General features: G+C 61.8%; 17 protein-coding genes. 10 read left to right on the top strand and 7 right to left on the bottom strand.

From position 1 onward, the window contains the following. Positions 1 to 52 precede the first annotated feature (52 nt). Positions 53 to 1,321 (bottom strand): inorganic phosphate transporter, encoded by a 1,269-nt coding sequence (locus tag MA04_RS18655; RefSeq protein ID WP_262462130.1) that lies wholly within the window; start codon positions 1,319 to 1,321, stop codon positions 53 to 55. A 27-nt stretch (positions 1,322 to 1,348) separates the two neighbouring features. Further along, the gene (locus MA04_RS18650) at positions 1,349 to 2,029 is read right to left on the bottom strand and encodes a TIGR00153 family protein (protein ID WP_014993006.1); all 681 of its coding nucleotides are present in this window, start codon (positions 2,027 to 2,029) and stop codon (positions 1,349 to 1,351) included. A gap of 209 nt (positions 2,030 to 2,238) precedes the next feature. Here MA04_RS18650 and MA04_RS18645 point away from each other — a divergent pair, with 209 nt between their 5' ends. From MA04_RS18645 to MA04_RS18605, 9 genes are all read left to right on the top strand, one after another. Further along, positions 2,239 to 3,975 carry a GspE/PulE family protein gene (locus tag MA04_RS18645; RefSeq protein ID WP_394356165.1) on the top strand — a complete coding sequence of 579 codons (1,737 nt, stop codon included), beginning with the start codon at positions 2,239 to 2,241 and terminating at the stop codon, positions 3,973 to 3,975. A gap of 140 nt (positions 3,976 to 4,115) precedes the next feature. Then, positions 4,116 to 6,983 carry a bifunctional [glutamate--ammonia ligase]-adenylyl-L-tyrosine phosphorylase/[glutamate--ammonia-ligase] adenylyltransferase gene (gene glnE, locus MA04_RS18640; protein WP_163123102.1) on the top strand — a complete coding sequence of 956 codons (2,868 nt, stop codon included), beginning with the start codon at positions 4,116 to 4,118 and terminating at the stop codon, positions 6,981 to 6,983. A gap of 54 nt (positions 6,984 to 7,037) precedes the next feature. Continuing rightward, on the top strand, positions 7,038 to 7,961 hold the full coding sequence (locus MA04_RS18635; RefSeq protein WP_022997182.1) for a branched-chain amino acid transaminase: 924 nt from the start codon (positions 7,038 to 7,040) through the stop codon (positions 7,959 to 7,961). Between the two features lie 27 nt (positions 7,962 to 7,988). After that, positions 7,989 to 9,032, top strand: coding sequence for a lipopolysaccharide heptosyltransferase II (waaF, locus tag MA04_RS18630; protein ID WP_262462125.1), 1,044 nt, complete (start codon positions 7,989 to 7,991; stop codon positions 9,030 to 9,032). A gap of 2 nt (positions 9,033 to 9,034) precedes the next feature. Continuing rightward, positions 9,035 to 9,808 carry a lipopolysaccharide kinase InaA family protein gene (locus tag MA04_RS18625; protein ID WP_262462123.1) on the top strand — a complete coding sequence of 258 codons (774 nt, stop codon included), beginning with the start codon at positions 9,035 to 9,037 and terminating at the stop codon, positions 9,806 to 9,808. A 91-nt stretch (positions 9,809 to 9,899) separates the two neighbouring features. Beyond that, entirely contained in the window at positions 9,900 to 10,931 is a 1,032-nt protein-coding gene (gene waaC / locus MA04_RS18620) for a lipopolysaccharide heptosyltransferase I (protein WP_262462120.1), read from the top strand. Then, complete coding sequence (locus MA04_RS18615; RefSeq protein WP_262462118.1) at positions 10,928 to 12,007, top strand: glycosyltransferase family 4 protein; 1,080 nt, start codon at positions 10,928 to 10,930, stop codon at positions 12,005 to 12,007. Before waaC ends, MA04_RS18615 begins: the two co-directional genes overlap by 4 nt. Beyond that, positions 12,004 to 12,849, top strand: a complete 846-nt coding sequence (gene rfaP, locus MA04_RS18610) for a lipopolysaccharide core heptose(I) kinase RfaP (protein WP_262462116.1) — start codon at positions 12,004 to 12,006, stop codon at positions 12,847 to 12,849. Before MA04_RS18615 ends, rfaP begins: the two co-directional genes overlap by 4 nt. 2 nt (positions 12,850 to 12,851) lie before the next feature. Then, the gene (locus tag MA04_RS18605; RefSeq protein WP_262462114.1) at positions 12,852 to 13,763 is read left to right on the top strand and encodes a glycosyltransferase family 2 protein; all 912 of its coding nucleotides are present in this window, start codon (positions 12,852 to 12,854) and stop codon (positions 13,761 to 13,763) included. Positions 13,764 to 14,995: 1,232 nt separating this feature from the next. Here MA04_RS18605 and MA04_RS18600 read toward each other — a convergent pair. The 5 genes from MA04_RS18600 to MA04_RS18580 form a co-directional block, all read right to left on the bottom strand. Further along, complete coding sequence (locus MA04_RS18600) at positions 14,996 to 16,189, bottom strand: O-antigen ligase family protein (RefSeq protein WP_262462112.1); 1,194 nt, start codon at positions 16,187 to 16,189, stop codon at positions 14,996 to 14,998. Positions 16,190 to 16,263: 74 nt separating this feature from the next. Next, on the bottom strand, positions 16,264 to 17,166 hold the full coding sequence (locus MA04_RS18595) for a glycosyltransferase (protein ID WP_262462110.1): 903 nt from the start codon (positions 17,164 to 17,166) through the stop codon (positions 16,264 to 16,266). Further along, positions 17,163 to 17,909 carry a glycosyltransferase family 32 protein gene (locus MA04_RS18590; RefSeq protein WP_262462108.1) on the bottom strand — a complete coding sequence of 249 codons (747 nt, stop codon included), beginning with the start codon at positions 17,907 to 17,909 and terminating at the stop codon, positions 17,163 to 17,165. Before MA04_RS18590 ends, MA04_RS18595 begins: the two co-directional genes overlap by 4 nt. Positions 17,910 to 17,925: 16 nt before the next feature. Further along, on the bottom strand, positions 17,926 to 18,840 hold the full coding sequence (lpxL, locus tag MA04_RS18585; RefSeq protein WP_262462106.1) for an LpxL/LpxP family Kdo(2)-lipid IV(A) lauroyl/palmitoleoyl acyltransferase: 915 nt from the start codon (positions 18,838 to 18,840) through the stop codon (positions 17,926 to 17,928). A 7-nt stretch (positions 18,841 to 18,847) separates the two neighbouring features. Beyond that, positions 18,848 to 20,035 carry a hypothetical protein gene (locus tag MA04_RS18580; protein WP_262462104.1) on the bottom strand — a complete coding sequence of 396 codons (1,188 nt, stop codon included), beginning with the start codon at positions 20,033 to 20,035 and terminating at the stop codon, positions 18,848 to 18,850. A gap of 245 nt (positions 20,036 to 20,280) precedes the next feature. Between MA04_RS18580 and hldE the strand changes: the two genes are divergently transcribed. Next, entirely contained in the window at positions 20,281 to 21,714 is a 1,434-nt protein-coding gene (hldE, locus tag MA04_RS18575; protein ID WP_163123124.1) for a bifunctional D-glycero-beta-D-manno-heptose-7-phosphate kinase/D-glycero-beta-D-manno-heptose 1-phosphate adenylyltransferase HldE, read from the top strand. Positions 21,715 to 21,933 lie beyond the last annotated feature (219 nt).

The raw sequence follows: 21,933 nt of genomic DNA, 5'->3' as shown, positions 1-21,933 counted from the left end.
TCGCCGACCTCGAGGCGAATTAGCGTGTTTGCGTGCTGGCGTGTAAGCGAATTCACGCCCCGAAGAGGCCCTTGAAGAAATAGAAGAACAGGATCGACAACAATGCCCCGGCGGGCAGGGTGACGATCCAGGAGGTGAAGATGGTGCTGATTACGCGCAGATTGAGCGAGCCGATGCCGCGTGCCATGCCGACACCGAGCACCGCGCCCACCAGGGTGTGGGTGGTGGAGATGGGCAGGCCGGTGCCGGAGGCCAGCACCACGGTGGTGGCGGCGCCCAGTTCGGCGGCGAAGCCGCGGCTCGGGGTCAGCTCGGTGATTTTGGTGCCCACGGTGGCCATCACCCGCGCACCGAGTACCGCCAGGCCGAAGACGATGCCCATGGCGCCCACCAGCAGAATCCAGCCGGGGATGATCGACTCCTTGCCAATCACACCGCCGTTGGCCAGCACGCTGCTGATCGCCGCCAGCGGGCCCACCGCGTTGGCCACATCGTTGGAACCGTGGGCGAACGCCATGGCGCAGGCAGTAAAAATCATCAGTACCGCGAAGACCCGCTCCACGGAACTGAAGCGAAAATCCTTGTCGGCCTCCGGGTCCGGATGAATCCGGTTCAGAAACAGGACTCCCAGGCCCGCCACCACCAGCCCGCCGGCGACGGCCCACAGGCTGCTGGAACCAAAACTCATTTCCAGACCGACGTGCTTGAGGCCTTTGACCAGGGTGACCTTGGTGATCACGAAGCCCACCAGGAACATGTAGAACGGCACCACTTTCTTGGCCCGCTGGAACGGGTCGTCATGGTTGAGAACCAGTTTCTGCACGCTCTTTATCAGGGCGAAGGACAGGAAGCCCGCCAGCAACGGCGAGGTCACCCAACTGGCGACAATGGAGCCCACCTGCCCCCAATGGACCGCATCCATGCCGACGCCGACCGCGGCGAAGCCAACGATGGCGCCGACGATGGAGTGGGTGGTCGATACCGGCCAGCCGGCCCAGGAGGCCACCACCAGCCAGATACCGGCGGCGAGCAGGGCGGAGAGCATGCCGTAGATCAGATAATGAGGTGTCTGGTTGAAGACCTCGGCATCAATGATGCCTTTGCGGATGGTGGCGGTGACTTCACCGCCAGCCAAGTAGGCCCCGGCGAACTCGAAAACAATGGCGATCAGAACCGCCTGTTTGACGGTGAGGGCCCGCGCGCCCACCGACGTGCCCATGGCATTGGCAACGTCATTGGCGCCCACGCCCAGGGCCATGAAGAAACCGGCGCCGCCGGCAATGAGCAGCATCAGGGTGCTGTGTTCGAGCATCCACTCCATAGGGAACCTCTGCTGGTCTGCCGGACCCTAGCGGGCAAGCAACAATTGAAGATGGCCGCCGACCTTTTGGGCGCGGTCGGCCAGGTCACCGATCCAGTCGATGATCTTGTATAGGAACATCACATCCACCGGAGGCAAGCCGGATTCCAATTTGAACAGCTGGGCGCGGATCTGCACCTGCTGGTCGTCGTTGGCCCGTTCCAGGCGATCCAGTTCCTCGATGAGCTCTTCCACCAGACGGATTTCCCGGCCGCTGAAGCCGGTTTCCACCAGTTCGTCCAGTTCATTGATGGCCTTCTTGGCTTGGGCGGAAGTATCGATGGCGCCTTGCAGATAGTCGGTCATGCTATCGGCGAGGCTGGGGGGGAGCGTCATTTGCCGGCCGAGCATGAGGCCGGCGATGTCCTTGGCCTTGTTGGCCACCTTGTCCTGCACGCTGACCAGTTCCAGCAGATCGGAGCGGGGCACCGGCAGAAACAGGCTTTTTGGCAGATTGAGGCGGAACTCTTTCTTCAGCTCGTCGGCCTGGTTTTCCAATTGGGCGATGCGCTGGCGGGCTTCGCGGGCGCGCTCCCAATCGCCGTCGCGGACCGCGGAGAAGAAATCGCCCAGGCCCAAAGCGCAATCGTGCACGGTGTCGTAATGCTTTTGCAGGGGGCGTATCGGCGATCGGCCAAAAAGGCCGGCAATGGAGCTGCCAAAGGACATAGGGACCCTGTCACGGAATCGTCACTGAAGTGGGCGCGAGTATAGTAGATACCGTCGCTGCTGCCTATTCCATGAAGTGCCGCTGCCTATTCCTCTGAAGGGTGATAGTATCTTCTTAATTAAAAAATGGGCTTTTGGGGGTAGTAGTGATCGGTGTCACCACCACGGCTCGTCCAGTCCGGGCGTTCGAGCTGGATGTTCGCTGGATCATGCGTGAACTGCTCGAAGAGCAGCGCGTGACCCGGGAAGACTACAATGTGATCTCCACCACGCCGCGGGAAAGCAGTGAACAGAGCTGGCATCCGCTGCAGGTGGTGGCGAAATATCGGCTGGCCGACCGCCAGAATGAGCACACCCTTCTCGATATCGATGTACTCACCGCCTGGCTGGCAAAAAAAAGCGGTCTGAGCCTGTATCACATCGACCCGCTCAAGGTGGAAGTGGACCGGGTCACCGAAGTGATGAGCTACGCCTTCGCCGAACGCCACGGCATCCTGGCCCTGGAGGTGTCGGCGGATACGGTGGTGGTGGGCTGCGATCAGCCCTATCGGCTGGACTGGCGTGAGGACCTGCAGCAGGTGCTGGGGGACCGGGCGGTGCGGGTGGTACTGGCGAACCCGGAGGCACTGCGCCGCTATCGCATCGAGTTCTACAATCTCAGCCGCTCCATCGCCGGGGCTCGCCGCTCCGGTGGACAAGGCGGCACGGATATCACCAATTTCGAGCAGTTGCTGGAAGTCGGTCGCGGTCGCCCGGACGCTGATGACCAGCACATCGTCAACATCGTCGACTGGATCCTTCAGTACGCCTTTTCCCAGCGCGCCAGCGACATTCATCTGGAGCCGCGCCGGGATACCGGGCGCATGCGTTTTCGTATCGACGGCGTCCTGCACGACGTGTATGAATTGCCGGCGCCGGTGATGGCGGCGGTGACCAGCCGCCTCAAGATCCTGTCCCGGCTGAACGTGGCGGAGAAGCGCAAACCTCAGGATGGGCGCCTCAAGACCAAAACACCGGATGGCAATGAGGTGGAGCTGCGGCTGTCCACGTTGCCCACCGCCTTTGGCGAGAAGATGGTGATGCGGATCTTCGATCCGGAGGTACTGGTGCGCAGCTTCGCGCAGATGGGCTTCAGCCAGGAGGACCACCAGGCCTGGCGGGCCATGACCGGCCACACTCACGGCATCGTCTTCGTCACCGGGCCCACCGGCTCCGGTAAAACCACCACCCTGTATTCCACGCTCAAGCAGCTGGCGACCAGCGAGGTCAATGTCTGCACCATCGAGGATCCCATCGAAATGGTGGAACCCAGCTTCAATCAGATGCAGGTGCAGGCCAATATCGACGTCGGATTCGCCGAGGGGGTGCGGGCGATGCTGCGGCAGGACCCGGACATCATCATGATCGGCGAGATTCGCGATCTGGCCACGGCGGAAATGGCAATCCAGGCGGCGCTGACCGGCCACCTGGTGCTGTCCACCCTGCACACCAATGACGCGCCTTCGTCGATTGTGCGGCTCACCGATCTCGGTGTGCCGCCTTACCTGATCACCGCCGCCGTCACCGGCGTCATGGCCCAGCGGTTGGTGCGGACCCTGTGCCCGCATTGCAAGGCGCCGCAAGCGGTGGACGCGGCGTCCTGGCGGGAACTGGTGCGGCCGTTCAAGATGGCTCAGCCGGAAAGCTGGTATCGGCCGGTGGGCTGTCTGGAGTGCCGGGGCACCGGCTATCTGGGGCGCATGGGGGTGTATGAGGCCATGCCGCTGGCGGCGCCGGTAAAAAGCCTGGTCAATCGTGGCGGCGATCTCGAGTCGCTTACCCGTGAGGCGGTGCGGGGCGGCATGAAGCCTCTGCGTATCAGTGGCGCCCAGAAAGTGGCCGCCGGGTTCACCACGGTGGAAGAAGTGATGCGGGTAACGCCGTCCCCGGATATGCTGTTGGCCTGACCTGGTCGGGATGCATGGCATTCAGGCCGAGGAGGAGGGCGGGGACGAGGCCGGTGCATCCCGGGGGAGCACCGTGACCGACCATCGGTATGTCGTCCCTGGTCTTTCGTTATGTTTCGAGGCCGTGGACAATACCACCCATGACAGAACCGGACTATTCCGGCCTGCCCGATGACCTTGCCCAGCTGGTTGGCCAGCATTGGCAACGGTTTCAGGAGGCGGGCCATACCCTGCCTGACGCTCTGCTCGCCGATCTGCCCAAAGTCTGGGCGGGTTCCGACTTCGTGGCGGAACACTTCATTCGTGACGGTGAGCTGGGGCCCTGGTTGCTTGAACACTCCCTGAATCAGCGTCTGGACGCGATGTCCCTGGTTGCTCAGGTGCAACGGGCGGTGGCCGCCTGTGCCGGCGAGGATGAGTTGAAACAGGTGCTGCGGCGGCTGCGGCAGCGCCATATGGCTCGCATCATCTGGCGGGATCTGGCCGGACAGGGCGACTACCACAGCACCGTGGCGGATCTGTCCCTGTTGGCCGATACCCTGATTTCCTGCGCCCTGGAGCAGCTTTACGACTGGGCCCGGGCCCGTGAGGGCACACCGACGGGGCCGGACGGGCAGCCGGTGAAGCTGGTGGTGTTCGCCATGGGCAAGCTGGGCGCGCGGGAACTGAATCTGTCCTCCGACATCGATCTGATCTTCGCCTATGAACATGAAGGCGAGCTGGAAGGCGAGCGGCGTGCGCTCAGCTACCACCAGTTTTTCCAGCGCCTCGGCCAGCAACTGATCAAGGCGCTGGATCAGACCACCGCCGACGGTTTCGTGTTCCGTGTGGACATGCGGTTGCGTCCCTGGGGCAAGAGCGGTGCCCTGGCGGTGGGCTTTGACGCCATGGAAAGCTACTACGAAACCCAGGGCCGGGAATGGGAACGCTACGCGCTGATCAAGATGCGCCCGGTAGCGGGCGATCCGCAGGCCGGCGCCCGCCTGGTGGAGCGCCTCAACCCCTTTGTCTATCGCCGTTACATCGATTACGGCGCATTCCAGTCTCTGCGCGAAATGAAATCCCTGATCGAGCGGGAAGTGAACCGCAAGGGGATGCAGGCGGACGTCAAGCTCGGCGCCGGCGGTATTCGTGAAGTGGAATTCATCGTTCAGGCATTCCAGTTGATCCGTGGCGGTCAGTTACCGGCGCTGCGCCAGCCCAACCTGATCCAGGTGCTGCCGCTGCTGCTCGAGCAGGGTCTGTTGCCCGAGGATGTGGTGGAGGAATTGCGGGACGCCTATGTGTTCCTGCGTGATGTGGAGCACCGGCTGCAGGCGGTGGCGGACCGGCAAACCCAGCGTCTGCCCGACGACGAAGCCGGCTGGGAGCGGCTGACCTTTGCCATGGGGTTTTCCTCACGGCGCGTATTCGAACGCAGCTTGCGCCGCCACCGGGAACGGGTGCGCTTCCACTTCAGCCAGGTGATCGCCGATCCCGAACAGGAATCCGACGAGCGCCAGAGCGATCAGGATCTGGTGGATGTCTGGCAGGGGAGGCTGGAGCCCGAAGCGGCCATCGCCACCCTGGCGAACATGGGCATTCAGGAGGCGGAGCAGGTCCACGATCTGATTCATGAGCTGCGTGAGAGCCGGGCGGTGGAGAACATGCAGCGTATCGGCCGCGACCGTCTCGACCGGTTGATGCCGTTGCTGCTGGAGGGCCTGGGCTATCAGGGCCACGGCGCGGTCACCGCGGCACGGCTGGTGGCCTTTATCGAAGCGGTACTGCGGCGCAGTGCCTACATCGCGCTGCTGGTGGAAAATCCCGGTGCCCTGACCCAGTTGGTGAAACTGTCCGGCGCCAGCCCCTGGATCGCCGAAAGGCTGGCGCGCCACCCGGTGTTGCTGGATGAGTTGCTGGACGTGGGCACGTTGTATTCGCCGCCCGCCCGGACTGAGCTGGACGATGAGTTGCGCCAGCAATTGCTGAGAGTGGCGGAGGACGACCTCGAGCAGCAGATGGAGGTGCTGAGGAACTTCAAGCAGGCTCACTTGCTGAGGGTGGCGGCGTCCGAAGTGACCCAGGTGCTGCCGCTGATGAAGGTGAGCGATTATCTCACCTGGCTGGCGGAGAGCATTCTCAATCAGGTGGTGATGCTGGCCTGGGAGCCGTTGGTGGAACGCCACGGCAAGCCGTCCCGGGACAGTGGCCAACCCTGCGATCCGGATTTCGTGGTGGTGGGCTACGGCAAGCTCGGCGGCATCGAACTGGGCCATAACTCGGATCTGGACCTGGTGTTCTTGCACGATGCCGCCCCCGGCGGTAATACCGACGGTGACAAACCGGTCTCCAACGAGCAGTTCTACGCCCGCCTGGGGCAGCGCATCGTTCACATCCTGTCCACCCGTACCATGAGCGGTCAGCTTTACGAAGTGGATATGCGGCTGCGTCCCAGCGGTAAGTCCGGCTTGCTGGTGTCAGCCATGACCGCGTTCGAAAAGTATCAGACTCAGGATGCCTGGACCTGGGAACATCAGGCTCTGGTGCGGGCCCGGGTGGTGGCCGGTTGCAATCGGGCGCGCCAGGCGTTCGACGCGATTCGTCATCAGGTGCTGTGCCAGCCGCGTGATTCACAGGGCCTGCGTGATGATGTTCTGGCCATGCGCGAACGCATGGTGACGCACCTGGGATCGGGGAAGGAAGGCCATTTCCACCTCAAGCAGGATCCTGGAGGTATCGTTGATATCGAATTTATGGTGCAATATGGCGTACTCAGATGGGCCTCCTCCCACGGTGAACTGACCCGCTTCACCGATAATGTGCGGTTGCTGGAAACACTTGCCGCTCTGGAACTGATGCCGGCGCAGGACGCCGGATTGTTAAGGGAAGCCTACCTGGCCTACCGGTCAGCGGCTCATCGCGCCTCGCTGCGCAAAGAGAAATCCATCGTCGACGATGCCGAATTCCGTGATTTGCGGGAGGGGGTTCGTGCGATTTGGAAGCAATGGTTCGACCTCGAAGAATAGACGTGCCCGGCAAGGCACGCTTCCACGGGTCATAGTTCTGGGAGAATGACCGCCATGTCCATGGCTGATAGAGATGGTGTTATCTGGCTGGATGGTAAACTGGTGCCCTGGCGTGATGCCAAGGTGCACGTGCTGACGCACTCCCTGCATTACGGCATGGGCGTGTTCGAAGGCGTGCGGGCCTACGAGACCGACAAGGGCCCGGCTATCTTCCGCCTGCGGGAGCACACGGACCGGCTCTTCAACAGCGCGCATATTCTCAACATGAAGGTGCCGTACGCCAAGGATGTGATCAACCAGGCGCAAATCGACGTGGTCCGGGAAAACAAGCTTCCCCACGCTTATTTGCGTCCGCTGGTGTTCTACGGAAGCGAAGGCATGGGCCTGCGCGCCGCCGGCCTTAATGTGCATGTTGCCGTGGCCGCCTGGGAATGGCCGTCCTACATGTCTCCGGAAGCGCTGGAGCTGGGTATCAAGGTGCGTACCTCCAGCTACACCCGCCACCATGTGAACATCACCATGTGCAAGGCGAAGTCTTCCGGCAGCTACATGAACTCCATGCTGGCGTTGAACGAGGCCCTCTCCGGTGGTGCCGATGAAGCCCTGCTGCTGGATAACGAAGGCTATGTGGCCGAAGGTTCCGGTGAGAACGTGTTCCTGATCCGTGACAAGGTGCTGTACACCCCGGAACTGACTTCCTGTCTGGACGGCATCACCCGCAAGACCATCATCCAACTGGCCGAGGAACGGGGCTACAAGGTCCGTGAGAAGCGTCTCACCCGGGACGAGTTCTACATCGCCGACGAAGCCTTCTTCACCGGCACCGCGGCGGAGGTGACGCCGATCCGTGAGCTGGACGGCCGTATCATCGGCGAAGGCAAGCGGGGTCCGATCACCGAGCAGTTGCAGGCGGTGTACTTCGATCTGGTGCGCGGCAAGCTGGACGAGTACCAGAACTGGCTCACCTTCGCGGTCTGAGACGCGAAGACGGACGCCTGACGCCTGATGTCCGAATCCCAGCGCATCCTTGTCGTCGGCCCCTCGTGGGTGGGTGATATGGTGATGGCGCAGACCCTGTTCGCCGAATTGCAACGGCAGCAGGACTGCGCCATCGATGTTCTGGCGCCAGCCTGGTGCCGGCCCTTGTTATCGCGCATGCCGGAAGTACGTGCCCCCCTCGATTTGCCGTTCGACCATGGCGATCTGAAACTGGCTGCCCGCCGGAAGCTGGGTCGCTCCTTGCGTGGTCGCTACGATCAATGCTTCGTTTTACCCAACTCTCTGAAGTCCGCGTTGGTGCCCTTTTGGGCCCGGGTGCCGGTACGCACGGGGTGGCGTGGCGAGATGCGCCATGGCCTGCTCAACGACGTCCGGGTATTGGATAAGCAGCGCTATCCTTTGATGGTGCAGCGCTTTGTCGCCCTGGCATCGCCCCCCAAAGCCTCTCCGCCGCCGCTTGAGACGATCACTCCGCCGCATCTGGTGGTCAGTGAGGACAGCCTGGAGCAGGCACTGCGGGCCCACGGTTTGAATCGGGATGTGCCGGTGCTCGGGCTTTGCCCCGGTGCGGAGTTCGGCCCGGCCAAGCGCTGGCCGGAATACCACTACGCCGAGGTGGCGCGGGACTGGATCAGTACTCGCGGCGGCCAGGTCTGGATTTTCGGCTCCGGCAAGGACCTGCCCGTGGCGGAAGCCATTCGCGATGCGCTGCCCGGGGCGCAGCGGTCGTCGGTACAGTTGCTGGCCGGTAACACCAGCCTGGAACAAGCGGTGGATTTGCTGTCCGCCACTGATGCCGTGGTCAGCAACGATTCGGGACTGATGCACATCGCCGCCGCCCTTGGCCGTCCGCTGGTGGCGGTTTACGGCTCCACCTCTCCGGACTTCACTCCACCACTGGGATCGGCGGTGCGGGTGGTGCGTCTGGGACTGGATTGCAGTCCCTGTTTCCAGCGTGAATGCCCCCTGGGTCACCTCAATTGCTTGCGCCAGCTGGAACCGGCGCGGGTGATCTCCGCTTTGCAGGACCTGGCCGTCAAGGAGGATTGAGGGTGCGTATACCCCAGAAATACATTGATCCGGACTGGCGTCCGGCGCTGATCAGCCGGCGCCTGGATCACGCCGCTGCCTGGCTGGCGTTGCCGGACAAGGAACTGATGGATGAACCCAACCTGCGCTATGGCGGCAGCATGCACGTCTATCGTCTGCAAATGGACGATGGCACGGCGTTGCGTCACAACCTCTATATCAAATGCCAGTGCAATCAGCGCCGGCGGTCTCCGCGCCATCCTCTGCGGGGGCGGGCCACCCTGGAAACGGAATTCAGAGCGCTGTCCGCCTGCTTGAAAAAGGGTGTGCCGGTGGCGCGGCCGGTGTTTTTCGATCACTTCGTCGATGACAACGGTGATGAGCATTATGTCCTGGTGAGCCTGGGACTGGACGGCTTCCAGAGTCTCGATCAAATCGATATCCTGGCGCTGCCGGCGGCGCGACGTCGGCGTTTGCTGGAAGACGTGGGAATGACGCTGCGTTTCATGCATCTGCGGGGCTTTGCCCATCGCAATCTCTACCCCAAGCATGTCTTCGTGGCTTGGCGGCCGGCACTGGAGCGGTTCGACGTCCGTTTCATCGATTTGGAAAAGACCCACCTGTTCACCGGATTCCGGCACCTGTTCCGCGATTTGGAAAGCCTGGCGCGCCGCAGCAAAAATGTCAGCCGCCGCGATCAACTCCGGTTTCTCAAGTATTACCTGGACACCGGCCATCTCAGCGAGGATGGCAAAATTCTCGCCCGCTGGCTGGCTCGTAAACTGCACTATCGCTAAAGGTCTAAGTTCACGATCTTTTCGGTAAAGAGCATGAACCGGCCCCAAGCAGCCGTTATGATGGCGGGCGACTGTTAATACCAGGAAGCACATGCGTGTTCTGCTGATCAAAACCTCGTCCATGGGGGACGTTATCCACACCCTGCCGGCGTTGACCGACGCCCAGGCGGTGGTGCCCGGATTGCGTGTGGACTGGGTGGTGGAAGAAGCCTTTGCGGATCTGGCGGGTCGGCACCCGGCGGTGGAGCAGGTGTTGCCCTGTGCCTTGCGCCGCTGGCGCCGCCACCCTTTGAGGGCTCGCCGCAGCGGTGAATGGGGCGGTTTCAGAGCACGCCTTCAGGCTACCGAATACGATGCGGTAATCGATGCCCAGGGACTGATCAAGAGCGCTTTCCTGACACGGCTGGCGCGAGGGCCCAAGTACGGCCTTGATCGCACCTCCGCCCGGGAGGCCTTGTCGGCGCGTGTATTGGATCATCCTTTACCCATTCCCCGTGGCGGACACGCGGTCAGCCGGGTGCGGGAATTGTTCGCCCGCGTGTTCGGCTACACCACACCGGACAGCGCCCCGGATTACGGTTTGCACAGGCAACAGGAGCCGCGCTCTCTACTGACTCCGGGAGCGAATCTGGTGTTTTGCCACGGCACCACCTGGCCCACCAAGCACTACCCCGAAGCGTTCTGGCGCGAACTGGTCGAATGGGCCGATGAGGCCGGACACCGTGTGCACCTGCCCTGGGGCGATGAAGCCGAGAAACGCCGGGCGGAACGGCTGGTTCGCGGCGTGCCCGGCGCGCGAGTGCTGCCGCGTCTGTCATTGGAGGCGCTCACCGAACGATTCCTCGGCTGGGATGCTTTCATTGCCGTCGACACTGGACTGGCTCACCTGGCCGCCGCCACCGGCATGCCCGGAGTAGCGCTGTACGGCCCCACCGACCCGCGGCTGACCGGTGTCTGGGGCAGCCGCGCCCAGTCCCTGGGCGCGGAATTCCCCTGCGCGCCCTGTGTGCAAGAGAAATGCACCTATCGGGGCAGCCTCGGCAAAGGGGTGGAGCCACCCTGCTTCAGCAGTCTCAAACCGCAGTGGGTGTGGCAGCGGCTGCTGGAGGTCACGGATCCATGAAGCTGGCCTTCCTGTTGTTTGAATATTTCCCCTATGGGGGCCTGCAGCGGGACATGCTCGCCATCGCCCGGGAGGCACAGTCCCGGGGCCAGGAGGTCACAGTGTTCACCCGCGCTTGGCACGGTGAGCCGGAACCGGGGCTGGCGGTGGAAACCTTGCCGGTGCACGACGGCATGAACCATGTTCGCGACGATCGCTTCGCCCGGCAGGTGCGGGACCGACTGGAAGGCTTCGACAGCGTGGTGGGTTTCAACAAAATGCCGGGACTGGATTGGTATTACGCCGCCGATGGCTGCCTGGCGGCCCGTTATCGGGGCGCGCGGCGCTGGCTTTCCCGCTACCGCGACAAACTGGCCAAGGAAGCCGCGGTGTTCGGGGCGGACGTCGGCACACGGATCCTTTCTATTTCTCCGCCTCAGCGAGCCTTGTACCAACGCCACTACGGCACCGCCGGCGAGCGCTTCGTGGATTTGCCGCCGGGCATCCGCCGTGACCGCATTCTGCCGGAAGACTATGCCTCTTGCCGCCAACGCCTGCGAGCCGGGCTGGGGCTGGCCGGGGACACGCCGATGTTGCTGTTCGTCGGTTCCGGTTTTCGCACCAAGGGATTGGATCGCGCCATCGCGTTGCTGCCGGATTTGCCGGAGCGGATCCCTTTGTATGTGGTGGGAGATGATAACCCGGCGCCTTACCTGCGCCGTGCCCGCCGTCTGGGGGTGCGGGACCGTGTGCACTTCATGGGCGGTCAGGATAACGTGGCGGAGTGGCTGTGGAGCGCGGACCTGCTGGTCCATCCCGCCTATGCGGAGAATACCGGCACGGTATTGCTGGAAGCGGCGGTGGCCGGCTTGCCGGTGCTGACCACCCCGGTTTGCGGCTACGCGCCCTATATCGAGCGGGCGAACATGGGCAAGGTCAGCGCCGAACCCTCGGCCACCGATGTTAAGGCACTGATGGCCACGTCACGGGACCAATGGCGTCAGCGTGGCAGGGCGTTCGCCGAGAGCGCGGATATCTACCATCTGGTGCGTCACGCGGTGGACGCCATCGAACGCCATCCAAGGAAGTCTTCATGACGCTGTATCTGCGTGACGATCTGGCCGAGGCCTGGCGCGGCGAAGACCCGTTCGAGCAGGCCGCCCGCCAACAGGGGGAGGTGTTCCGGGAACGGGAGGGGCGCCGCACACTGCGTTTCCAGACCGGGCGCGGGCATTATTTTCTCAAGTACCATGGGGGCATCGGCTGGGGTGAAATCCTCAAGAATCTGACCCAGGCCAAACTGCCGATCCTTGGCGCTATGTCGGAAGTGCGCGCCATTCGCCGGGTGGCGGAAGCCGGGCTGGATACGCTCACCGTCGTCGGCTATGGCGAGCGCGGCCTTAACCCGGCATCACGGCAAAGTTTCCTGGTCACCGAGGAATTGCTGGACACCGTGAGCCTGGAAGAGCTCGGCGAAACCTGGCGCGACAACCCGCCGCCGGCGGCTTTTAAATGGGCGCTGATCCGGCGTGTGGCGGAGATTGCCAAACGCATGCACGATGCCGGTGTGAACCATCGTGATTTCTACCTGGGGCATTTCCTGATGCCCAGGGATGCCGCCGCCGCGCACGATGCCACCGCGCCGCTGTATCTGATTGACCTGCACCGCTCCCAGGTGCGCGGGCGGGTGCCGCGTCGCTGGCGGGTCAAGGATCTGGGCGGCTTGTATTTCTCCACCGCCCGCTTTTTTCTGACCCGGCGCGATGTGCTGCGCTTCGTACGGATCTACACCGACATGCCGTTACGGGAAGCGCTCAGCGACAAGACGCCGCTACTGGATGCCAGTCGCCGCGAGGGCGAGCGCATCTATCAGCGCTACTTCGAAAAAACACCAGCGTTTCCGTTGCCGTTCGCCGAGCATCCGGGAAAGGACATCTGACCATGAGCGCGGCGTTTTCGGTGGTCATTCCGGCCTACAACTACGGCCATTGCCTGGAAAGGGCGGTGAAGTCGGTGATGGCCCAGGACTATGCGCATTTTGAAGTGCTGGTGATTGACGATGGGTCCACCGACAATACAGCCAAGGTAATGGCAGGGCTGCAAGAGGCGTCTGGAGCGGGCTTGCGATGCTTTCATCAGCAAAACAAGGGGCTGGCAGCAGTGCGTAATCGGGGCGTCGATGAGGCTGGCACCGATTGGCTGATCTTTCTGGATGCTGATGACGAAATGTGCCCAGGCGCCCTGCAAGCATTGCAGAACGCGATCGAAACCCACCCTTCGGCCCGTCTGATCATCGGCGCCCACGAGACAGATACCACAGGAGTTCGGGAGCGGGTTTCCGCACCTCGGGTGAGTACGACAAGGGAGGCGAATTTTCGGGATTATCTGAGTAAGAAGATAGGGATTTCCAATGGCGCCTGTGCCATGCATCGCGATCTCTTCACCACTGTCACCTATGAATCGACCCTTCGTCATACTGAGGACATCCCGGTGTTTGCACATATTTTGGCCAATTACGATGTGGCAGTGACGCCGGAACCGCTGGTGGTGATTCATAAGCACGCAGGCAGTATGCGCAATGATGTGGATGCCGCGATGAAAGTCGGGATGTCTTTGGAGCGCTATATTTTCGAAGGGAACGGTTTGCCTCTCTGGGCTGGCGAATACCGCCGGGCGTATCGGGCAAGGCGGGCGTTGTCGTTACTGAAGCTGGCGGAGAAGGGTGGATATCCGGATTTGGTAAGGCGCTTTTTCTTGATCGCGCTGTGTGCCGATCCACGTCAGGCGCTGACACCTCGTTATGTCCGGCGTTTTGTCTCCTGTTTGTTCAAGAGGATGCGCAATGCATCCTGAATCCATATTGACGCTGGCTGAGCTATCCGGATATCAGTGGGGTGAACTGATGAAGTTCACCTTGATGATTGGTGACGAGGCTCTGCGAGTGGACCAGGTCCTTCGTCATTTGCCGGGGCGACGTCTAGCAGTGAGGGCCCGCTGGCGTGGAGATACGGTGTTCGCCAAACTGTTTTTCCTGCTGGACGCTGATAAGGCGGAGTCGGAGCAGGAGCGGCAAAAGGCGCTCCTCGCCGCTGGTCTGCCCTCCCCTCAGCCTCTGGGGCTGTACCAGTTGAACGATGGCACGGTGGCGTTGACCCGATGGTGTGAAGGTGAGCCTGCGGGTGCCGCCCTTCGTCACCAGGAAGACCAGGTGATGCCGGCTCTGCTGGACAGCGTATTTGGGTTGTATCAAGCCGGTTGGCGCCAGCGCGATTTGCATTTGGATAACTTTCTGTTTGACGGCCGGCAAGCGCTGATTCTTGATGCGGGTGATATTGACACCCTGCCTGAAGGTTGGCGCCGGCCGGGAGCTATCCTCGATAACCTGGCGCTGTTTTGTGCCCAGGCCCCCTTGGATTTGCGTGACACTTTGCTGAATCGGGTGGCGGGTGCTTTGAGTGAACGAGGGCTGCCGTCAGCCGGCTTGAAAGCCCGGGTACATCGCCATTCCGGGCGGCGGATCGCCAGTGCTCTGAGGAAATGGCGCCGGGCATCGTCGGCTATTGCCAGCCATAGCGACGAGCATGGTGACTGGCTTGTGCAACGTGCTTTGCCAGAGGAAGAAAAAACGGCGCTGGCCAGAGCGTTGGTGGCGCCGGATTCTCTGCCATTAATAAAAAAGGGCAGCCGTATCAGTGTTCATGGCGATGAACATTGGGTGATCAAGCACTACCGCGATACCAGTTGGAAGGCACGTCTGAAACAGCGTTGGTTTCGTGGCAGAGCCGATGTGTCCTGGCTGATGGGCTGGACTTGGGCGTTGTTGGGCATACCGACGCCGCGTCCCGTCATGCTGCTAAGGCGTCGCGATGCCCAGGCGGTGATTGCCTTTCCTCGTGTGGAAGGCGTGGCGTTGAGTCACCTGATGGAGCGGGATCCGCCCCGGGCGCATCGTATCGCGCCGCAAGCCGAGTGCTGGCTGGAAAGACTTCATGCCGCTGGGTTCTGGCATGGTGATACCAAAGCGCAGAACGTTTTGGTGGATGCCTCGGAGCATATTCACTGGATCGACCTGGACGGTGCCGGATTCAGTCGTTGGCAGCGCCGTTCTCGCCGCAAGGGGCAGCGTGAGATGCGTCGCTTTCGGGCGAACTGGAAGCAGTTCGCGCCAATGTCGCCGCCGCCAGAGCCAGGGGAATCCAAAAGCAGTTCCAGTTCGGCCAAAAAGGCGTAATCACTTTTTCTCCATCGAACATCAGCGTGATCAGCCCCGGCGCCAGAGGGGCGAGAAAAACCAGATTCTTGTGTTCGAATACCGCCCGACTAATCAGCAGCCGACGCAAGAGTATGATGAAAAAAACCGCGAACACCACCAGACCCGCTGCTCCAAGATAATAGAACAGAGATAACAAGATGTTGTGCGGGTGAAAGACCGCATAGGGCAGAATAGGGGACTGCTCCGGAGTGATGGTGGGGATGTTGTCACTCAGGCCATGTCCGAACCAGGGGTGATGGCCGGCGAGCTCCAGATAGGACAACCATACCGCGATTCTTTCCGAGTCCCCGCGACTGATATAGTGATTGGCATCGGTGATGATGAAATAGCTGGTGGCGATAATTACTGCTACCAGGGCCAGCATGATGCGTTTGCTACGGGTGAGTAGAATCAAGGCCACGCCACCGCCGATCAAGGCCACCAAACCGGTTCGCCTTTGCAGAGCAACCAGGAACAGCGCACAGATCGCCAAACCCAGGGTAAGCAGTATCCGCCTTCCTGATCGTTGTTCCGCCACCAGAGCGCCAGCGAGAATAAAGGTCGGGGCCATCATCGTCATGGTGGCGATGAGCTGATTGGTGTTGGGAATCAGGCCTTCCAGCCCTGTGCGGACCTCATAAAGTGGCAGCATCAGCGGATTGGCCCGGTAAAACAGCACCATGACCACGCCGGCGACAACAGCTGTCAGCATGGCGGACAGAACCAGCGCCTGAGCCAATAGCGGTCGGTAATGTTGACCAAGAACCCTGCAGGAGAGGAAGAGTAAGGCAATTTGCAGCATGGCGTGCGTCATTCGCGTCCATCTGGGTTCCGAGACCCAGAATAGTGATATCAGTCCGAGAAAGAAAAACGCCAGTAATGCCAGGTTGAGGCCATCGAAGAGGTCGCTTGGTGTACGCCGATAATAGCGAACCAAAAGAATCAATGCGGGTAGAAAAAACACCGGTTTCAGTGCATGGCCCAGAGTGCCCAGCGAAGGTGTCAAAAGCACGGCGCCGGAAAACATGAAAAAAGACAGGGTCAGCCAGGCTACCATGAGATGGGCGGCGGAGCCGCTAAGACGAAAGGAAGGCTGAGTGGTCATAAGTGTGCGGCGATCCGTTTACCCATTTCGTAATGGGAGAATTGCTTAATGAGTGCGAGCGAGCGGGCCTGCAGAGTGCTCAGGGCAGCGGGATCCTGGCGGATCCGTTCAAGTTTGTCCGCGGCTTCGTCCAAAGATTCATAGAGAAGACAATTTCCCCCATCATGCAGTCCTAGTGCGTGCTCCTCGCCTTCGCCTTGCCGGTAGGCGACCAGAATGCAGCCGCAGGCCATGGCTTCGAAGTTCTTCGCCATGTACTCGCCCAGTCCTTTGTCGGCGCTGAAAAAGAAACGAATGCGGTTCAAAGTGCGCCGATACTCATCGTCGTTTTCCGTTCTTAGCAAGCGGCAACCCAGACTAGTTTCGGCGGCCTCCAGAAGCTCTGCTCGTTCGCGGTACACCTCGGAGCGCACACGCCCGATAAAGCCCACTTCAACGTCCCGTTCCAGATCGAGCAAACCCGTGTTGCGCGCGGCGTATCCCTTGGGGACGAAGACCGCCGGCACGTCCTTTTGTTGCAAGCGTTGGGCGGTGATATGGCCGGTCACGATGACCTGGCGCGGTGCCACCTGGCGGTAGAAGTCGGCAAATCGTCCGTACCATTTGGAGCGTGGCAGACCATCCTGGCAAGCGTCTTCTTCGTAGATATGGAGGTTGTTGAGCTTGCTCAGGCAAGAACCGGCGCCATGAACATGTTTGAACGGCAGATCCAGCAGAACCTTGCGGTATCGGTGGGCACGCAGGCGGCGCAGGCTCCAGGGTAACCATCCAACCTGTCGCCGATTCAGCGCCACGATCGTTGCGCCGGCATGATCGCGCAGCGCTTCCAGGGCCTCCGGAATCGGAATGCTGCGATAGTCATGGGTGAGAACCAGCAGATCGGAACGAGAGGAGGTCATTGGTTCTTATCCCGTTGTTGGCGAACCCACTGACGCAATGCCTCCGGCGTGCTTTGGTGGAGAGTCTCGTAAATGGATTCGCCGGTACTGCCGAAGAGCTGGTCGCAATACACTGGGCCGGGGCCTCGATAAATGCGCCCGGAAGGGTGTCGAGGGCAGAAAAAGTGACTCGGCAAAATGGTCAGGTTGGTGTATTCCAAATCACGGATGGCATTGGTCCATGCCAGCGGGCCTGTGGTTTTCCAGGCGGAAAAGCGTTTGCGTTTGCGTTGGTACCATTTGCGTGGGCGCCAGGCCAGATGAGGACTGTTTTCCAGCCGTGCCACCAAATATTGAAGGAGCGGATTGCCGGGCGCGCAGGCCACATAGCCGTTGGCGGCGAGGCCGGGACTTTCCAGTTCGTTTTCCCAGCAAGTGAACGCCTCACACTGGAACAGCCAGTTCGGAAGGCGCCGTAGACAAATGGAATCGCAATCCAGAGCGAAACCGCCATGCCGCTCAAGGATCTCCCAGCGCATCAGATCCGCGACGCCATAGAGCTGCCCGGTCTCAGCCATTTCCACCATGTGCCGTTTCAATCGCCAATCCAGATTGTCCCGCTCTGCGTTACCCCAGACTCGAATTTCAAAGTCCGGGTGCAGTTCACGCCAAGTCTCGATGCAGTTGTCCGGGCGTTTGTTTTCGTCACCGACCCAAACGAAGTGCAAGACCCGGGGAATGATATCTTGATCTGGATGGCTCATGGTCCGATTCCCCCACTCAGTACGGCGAACGCCGCCCCTCGGGCTGATGCTTGAAGCGCTTATGCACCCACAAATACTGCTCGGGATGCTTGCGCACGTAGTGCTCGATGGTGCGGTTGATCAGAGCGGTGTCGGCTTCGTCATTGCCGCTGGGGAAGTCGGTTAGCGGTTCACCGAATTCGATCTTATAGCGCCCGCCGGGCAGGCGGTAATGGGCGCAGGGAATCACCGCCGCTTTGCCCATACGGGCGATACGGCTGGTGGAGGTGATGGTGGCCGCGGGCACACCGAAAAACGGCACGTACACGGCGTGTTCGGTGCCGTAGTCCTGGTCCGGGGCATACCACACCACTTCGCCCTGGCGCAGCAGCCGTACTGTTTGCCGCAAGTCACGGCGGTCCACTGAGTGTTTGAGCCAGGTGCCGCGGCCTTCGGTGATCAGGTGATCCAGCAAGGGGTTGTCGTTGGGGCGATACACCACACTGAAGGTAAAGAATTTGCCGAGCAGGCGGCTGCCGACGTCGATGGAATTGAAGTGCATGCCCAGCAGCAGGACTCCCTGGCCGCGCTCTCGAGCGGCTTCCAGGTGCTCCAGGCCGGTGACCGAGAGCCGCTGGCCCAGGTCGATGCGGCGGTTGTGGAAGCTGCCTGCCATCTCCATCAAGGCCTCGCCGGTGCTGACCATCACTTTCCGGGCCAGCACTTCCCGCTCGGTGTCGGAGAGTTCGGGAAAGCACAGACGCAGATTGGTCAGGGCGATATGCCGCCGCTTCCTGGCCAGCCACCAACCCAAATGCCCGATGCCGCGCCCCAGCGCCAGCAGCAGGTCCCAGGGCAACTGGCCGATCAGCCAGAACAGAGCCAGACCCACACGTGTGGGCCAAAGGCGCGGGTCGCGGGGATCCGTGGGGCGTTGTCGACGTTTAGCCATGGTGCGGTTACTGCGGCTGGGGTTGCGGGTGCCGCACTGGCGGGCGGATGGTGTCACGGGTACTGAGGCTGGCCAGCATCAGAGCCAGTGGCATCCACAGGCTCATCCAACTGGGGTGGAACGGCACCAGCAGATAGGCGCCCACCGCCAGCATGGCGAGCAGGCCCGGTACCGCGGCGATCAGGAAGATGGCCCCTTCGCGCAGGTTCTGTTCACCGTCCGGCAGGCGCCAGGCGGGCACCGCCCAGGCGGCGATGAATAGAATCAGACCCACCAGCCCGGAGGAGTGGATTACCGCCAGCAGGACATTGTCCGGGTGTGGAATGATCCGCAGCGCCTCGTCCACGCCCACCAGCAGTGATTCACCGGTTTCCTGGCTGAGGCCGTTGCCAAACAAGGGATGAGTAAAGTACTGGCTCATGTTGCCGAGCACCTCGAAGTCCAGGGACAGGTACAGCGCCACCGCCGCGGCAAGCATGCCGAGTATCCGTTGTTCCGCGCGCAGCAGTACCCAGCTCAGCGCCGCCACCAGCAACATGACGCCGGTATGCCATTGCACCAGCACCAGGAAGCCGAATCCCACCAGGGCGCCGGCGGCGCGCCGTCCGCCTTTGGCGTTGATGCCTTCTTCCACCGCTTGAGCCAGCAGAATGAAACAGGGCGTGACCAGGGCCATGGTGGTCAGCAGCGGGCCGGGTTGCGGCAGATCGAATATCAAACGTACTGACTCACCAAACAGGGGACTGCCCAGGGGTTGGGTAGTGTAGTAGCTGATCATGATCACCACCAGCAGCACGGTGGAGGTGAGGGCGGCGTTGGTCAGCGCCTGTTTGAGTGTGTGGCGATAGTACAGATGCAGCCAGCGCAGGATCCCCACCAGGGTGATGATCTCCACCACGCCGCGCACGGTGCGGGAGGTATTGGCGTTATCCGCCCAGGCCATGGTCAGCAGCAACCAGCCGAGCAGGGCGTACAGCGGTACCAGCCAGGGGGACAGCAGCAAGCGGCGATCGCCGCTGACCACGGCTCGGGTCAACAGGGTCAGTGACGGCAGAAAGAACAGTACGTCCACCACGTTGAGAAGGGCGACCCGGGAATGAAACAGAAAGGGTCCGGTGAACATCACCGCGAAGGAAACCGTCAACCAAAGCCGCAGTCCCCGGCCTTCCAGTACGTTAGGGCGCAATGCCGTCATAGATGCTTATCCCGTTGATCGCTCCCGGTCCCCCGTCGAGGAAGAACCTGTAAAGCCCGTGCGTGCATGTTGTCCGCCTTCACTGGCGAGTCGGAAGTGTACTGAGCGCGCCGGGGAAAAACCACAGCCCGGTAGGCGACCGGCGGCGACGCCGGAGGCGACAGTGCCGACAGTGTCCTATGCTACACTGCGCGGCAAATATTGGCTTGTGTCGCCATCCGCAGGGTGGCGTCGAGGAGACGGTGATGCACAACCCGCAAATTCCCCCTTTCGGCCAGGCCCGGGTGCTGGTGGCCGGTGATGTCATGCTGGATCGCTACTGGCATGGGCCCACCGGGCGCATCTCGCCGGAAGCGCCGGTGCCGGTGGTGCGGGTCACGGACATCGAGGATCGTCCCGGTGGTGCCGCCAACGTGGCCCTGAACATGGCCGCGCTGGGCGCCAAGGCCTCTCTGGTGGGGGTCACCGGTGATGATGAAGCCGCCCGTCTGCTTGAGGAGAGGCTCGGCGCGGCCGAGGTCACCAGCCGCTTCCAGAAGATCCCGGGACTGCCCACCATCACCAAGCTGCGGGTAGTGAGCCGTCAACAGCAATTGCTGAGACTGGATTTCGAGGAATCGTTTCAGGGCGAGGATCCGGCTCCGTTCGCCGCCGAGGTGGAGCAGGGCCTGCGTGACTGCGGCGCTCTGGTGCTCTCCGATTACGCCAAGGGCGCGCTGCGGGATTGTCAGGGACTGATCGCGCTGGCGCGCCAAGCCGGCGTGCCGGTACTGGTGGACCCTAAAGGCACGGACTTTGAACGCTATCGAGGGGCCACTCTGCTGACGCCCAATCTGGCGGAGCTGGAAGCGGTGGTCGGGCCTGTGCCGGACGAGAAAACCCTGGTCGCCAAAGGGCAGGAACTGCTGTCCAGTCTGGACCTGGAAGCGCTGTTGGTGACACGCAGCGAAAAAGGCATGACGCTGATCCGCGCCGGCAAGCCGGAATTGCACCTGCCGGCCCGTGCCCGGGAAGTGTTCGACGTTACCGGTGCCGGTGACACGGTGATTTCCACCCTGGCGGTGGCGCTGGCCGCCGGCAGTCCCATGGAAGAGGCGGTGGCGCTGGCCAACATTGCCGCCGGTATCGTGGTGGGCAAACTGGGCACCGCGGTGGTGTCGGCACCGGAATTGCGCCGGGCGGTGCACCAGACCGGCGGTCTTGGCCGGGGCGTGATGACCGAGGAGCAATTGCTGGTGGCGATCGAGGACGCCCGTGCCCAGGGAGAAAAAATCGTCTTCACCAACGGCTGCTTCGACATCATCCATGCCGGTCACGTGGGTTACCTGGATTCCGCCCGCCGTCTGGGCGACCGTCTGGTGCTGGCGGTCAACAGCGACGCCTCGATCACCCGCCTCAAAGGCCCCGGCCGCCCCATCAATCCACTGGAGCGGCGCATGGCGGTACTGGCGGCGCTGGAAGCGGTGGACTATGTGGTGGCCTTCGATACCGACACCCCTGAACCGCTATTGGAAAAGGTGAAGCCCGATGTGCTGGTCAAGGGGGGCGACTACGCCGTCGATCAGGTGGTCGGCGCTGACATCGTCAAAGCCTACGGCGGCAAAGTGGAAGTGCTGGACTTCGTCGAGGACATTTCCACCACGCACATCGTGCAAAAAATCCGGAAGAACAGTGAATAGGGAACAGTTAAAAGTGAATAGTTAAAAGTGAATAGTTAAAAGCGCGCGGGGCCGGGTAGGCTTGTGCTGAAAGGGCCTTGGCCGCGCCCGGCGTGTGAGTGTGGCTTTGTGGTTTTTATAGACAAACAATCCTCCAGAAAACAGGGGGTGCGAATACGCAAATGGCCTTTGCGGTATCGCAATGCCTTTGATGGACCGGCCCCAAAAAAGTAGACACCT

The sequence above is a fragment of the Alloalcanivorax balearicus MACL04 genome (assembly GCF_025532145.1).
Classification (GTDB): domain Bacteria; phylum Pseudomonadota; class Gammaproteobacteria; order Pseudomonadales; family Alcanivoracaceae; genus Alloalcanivorax; species Alloalcanivorax balearicus.
Note: the sequence above shows the minus strand (reverse complement) of the source record. Positions and strands in the feature narration are given on the sequence as shown.

What these genes read in the sequence shown, in the direction of transcription:
- MA04_RS18635 (WP_022997182.1), top strand. Translation starts at nt 7,038, where the DNA reads ATGTCCATGGCTGATAGAGATGGTGTTATCTGGCTGGATGGTAAACTG.
- MA04_RS18650 (WP_014993006.1), bottom strand. Translation starts at nt 2,029, where the DNA reads ATGTCCTTTGGCAGCTCCATTGCCGGCCTTTTTGGCCGATCGCCGATA.
- rfaP (WP_262462116.1), top strand. Translation starts at nt 12,004, where the DNA reads ATGACGCTGTATCTGCGTGACGATCTGGCCGAGGCCTGGCGCGGCGAA.
- MA04_RS18605 (WP_262462114.1), top strand. Translation starts at nt 12,852, where the DNA reads ATGAGCGCGGCGTTTTCGGTGGTCATTCCGGCCTACAACTACGGCCAT.
- glnE (WP_163123102.1), top strand. Translation starts at nt 4,116, where the DNA reads ATGACAGAACCGGACTATTCCGGCCTGCCCGATGACCTTGCCCAGCTG.
- MA04_RS18595 (WP_262462110.1), bottom strand. Translation starts at nt 17,166, where the DNA reads ATGACCTCCTCTCGTTCCGATCTGCTGGTTCTCACCCATGACTATCGC.
- lpxL (WP_262462106.1), bottom strand. Translation starts at nt 18,840, where the DNA reads ATGGCTAAACGTCGACAACGCCCCACGGATCCCCGCGACCCGCGCCTT.
- waaC (WP_262462120.1), top strand. Translation starts at nt 9,900, where the DNA reads ATGCGTGTTCTGCTGATCAAAACCTCGTCCATGGGGGACGTTATCCAC.
- MA04_RS18600 (WP_262462112.1), bottom strand. Translation starts at nt 16,189, where the DNA reads ATGTTTTCCGGCGCCGTGCTTTTGACACCTTCGCTGGGCACTCTGGGC.
- MA04_RS18655 (WP_262462130.1), bottom strand. Translation starts at nt 1,321, where the DNA reads ATGGAGTGGATGCTCGAACACAGCACCCTGATGCTGCTCATTGCCGGC.
- waaF (WP_262462125.1), top strand. Translation starts at nt 7,989, where the DNA reads ATGTCCGAATCCCAGCGCATCCTTGTCGTCGGCCCCTCGTGGGTGGGT.
- hldE (WP_163123124.1), top strand. Translation starts at nt 20,281, where the DNA reads ATGCACAACCCGCAAATTCCCCCTTTCGGCCAGGCCCGGGTGCTGGTG.
- MA04_RS18645 (WP_394356165.1), top strand. Translation starts at nt 2,239, where the DNA reads ATGCGTGAACTGCTCGAAGAGCAGCGCGTGACCCGGGAAGACTACAAT.
- MA04_RS18590 (WP_262462108.1), bottom strand. Translation starts at nt 17,909, where the DNA reads ATGAGCCATCCAGATCAAGATATCATTCCCCGGGTCTTGCACTTCGTT.
- MA04_RS18580 (WP_262462104.1), bottom strand. Translation starts at nt 20,035, where the DNA reads ATGACGGCATTGCGCCCTAACGTACTGGAAGGCCGGGGACTGCGGCTT.
- MA04_RS18615 (WP_262462118.1), top strand. Translation starts at nt 10,928, where the DNA reads ATGAAGCTGGCCTTCCTGTTGTTTGAATATTTCCCCTATGGGGGCCTG.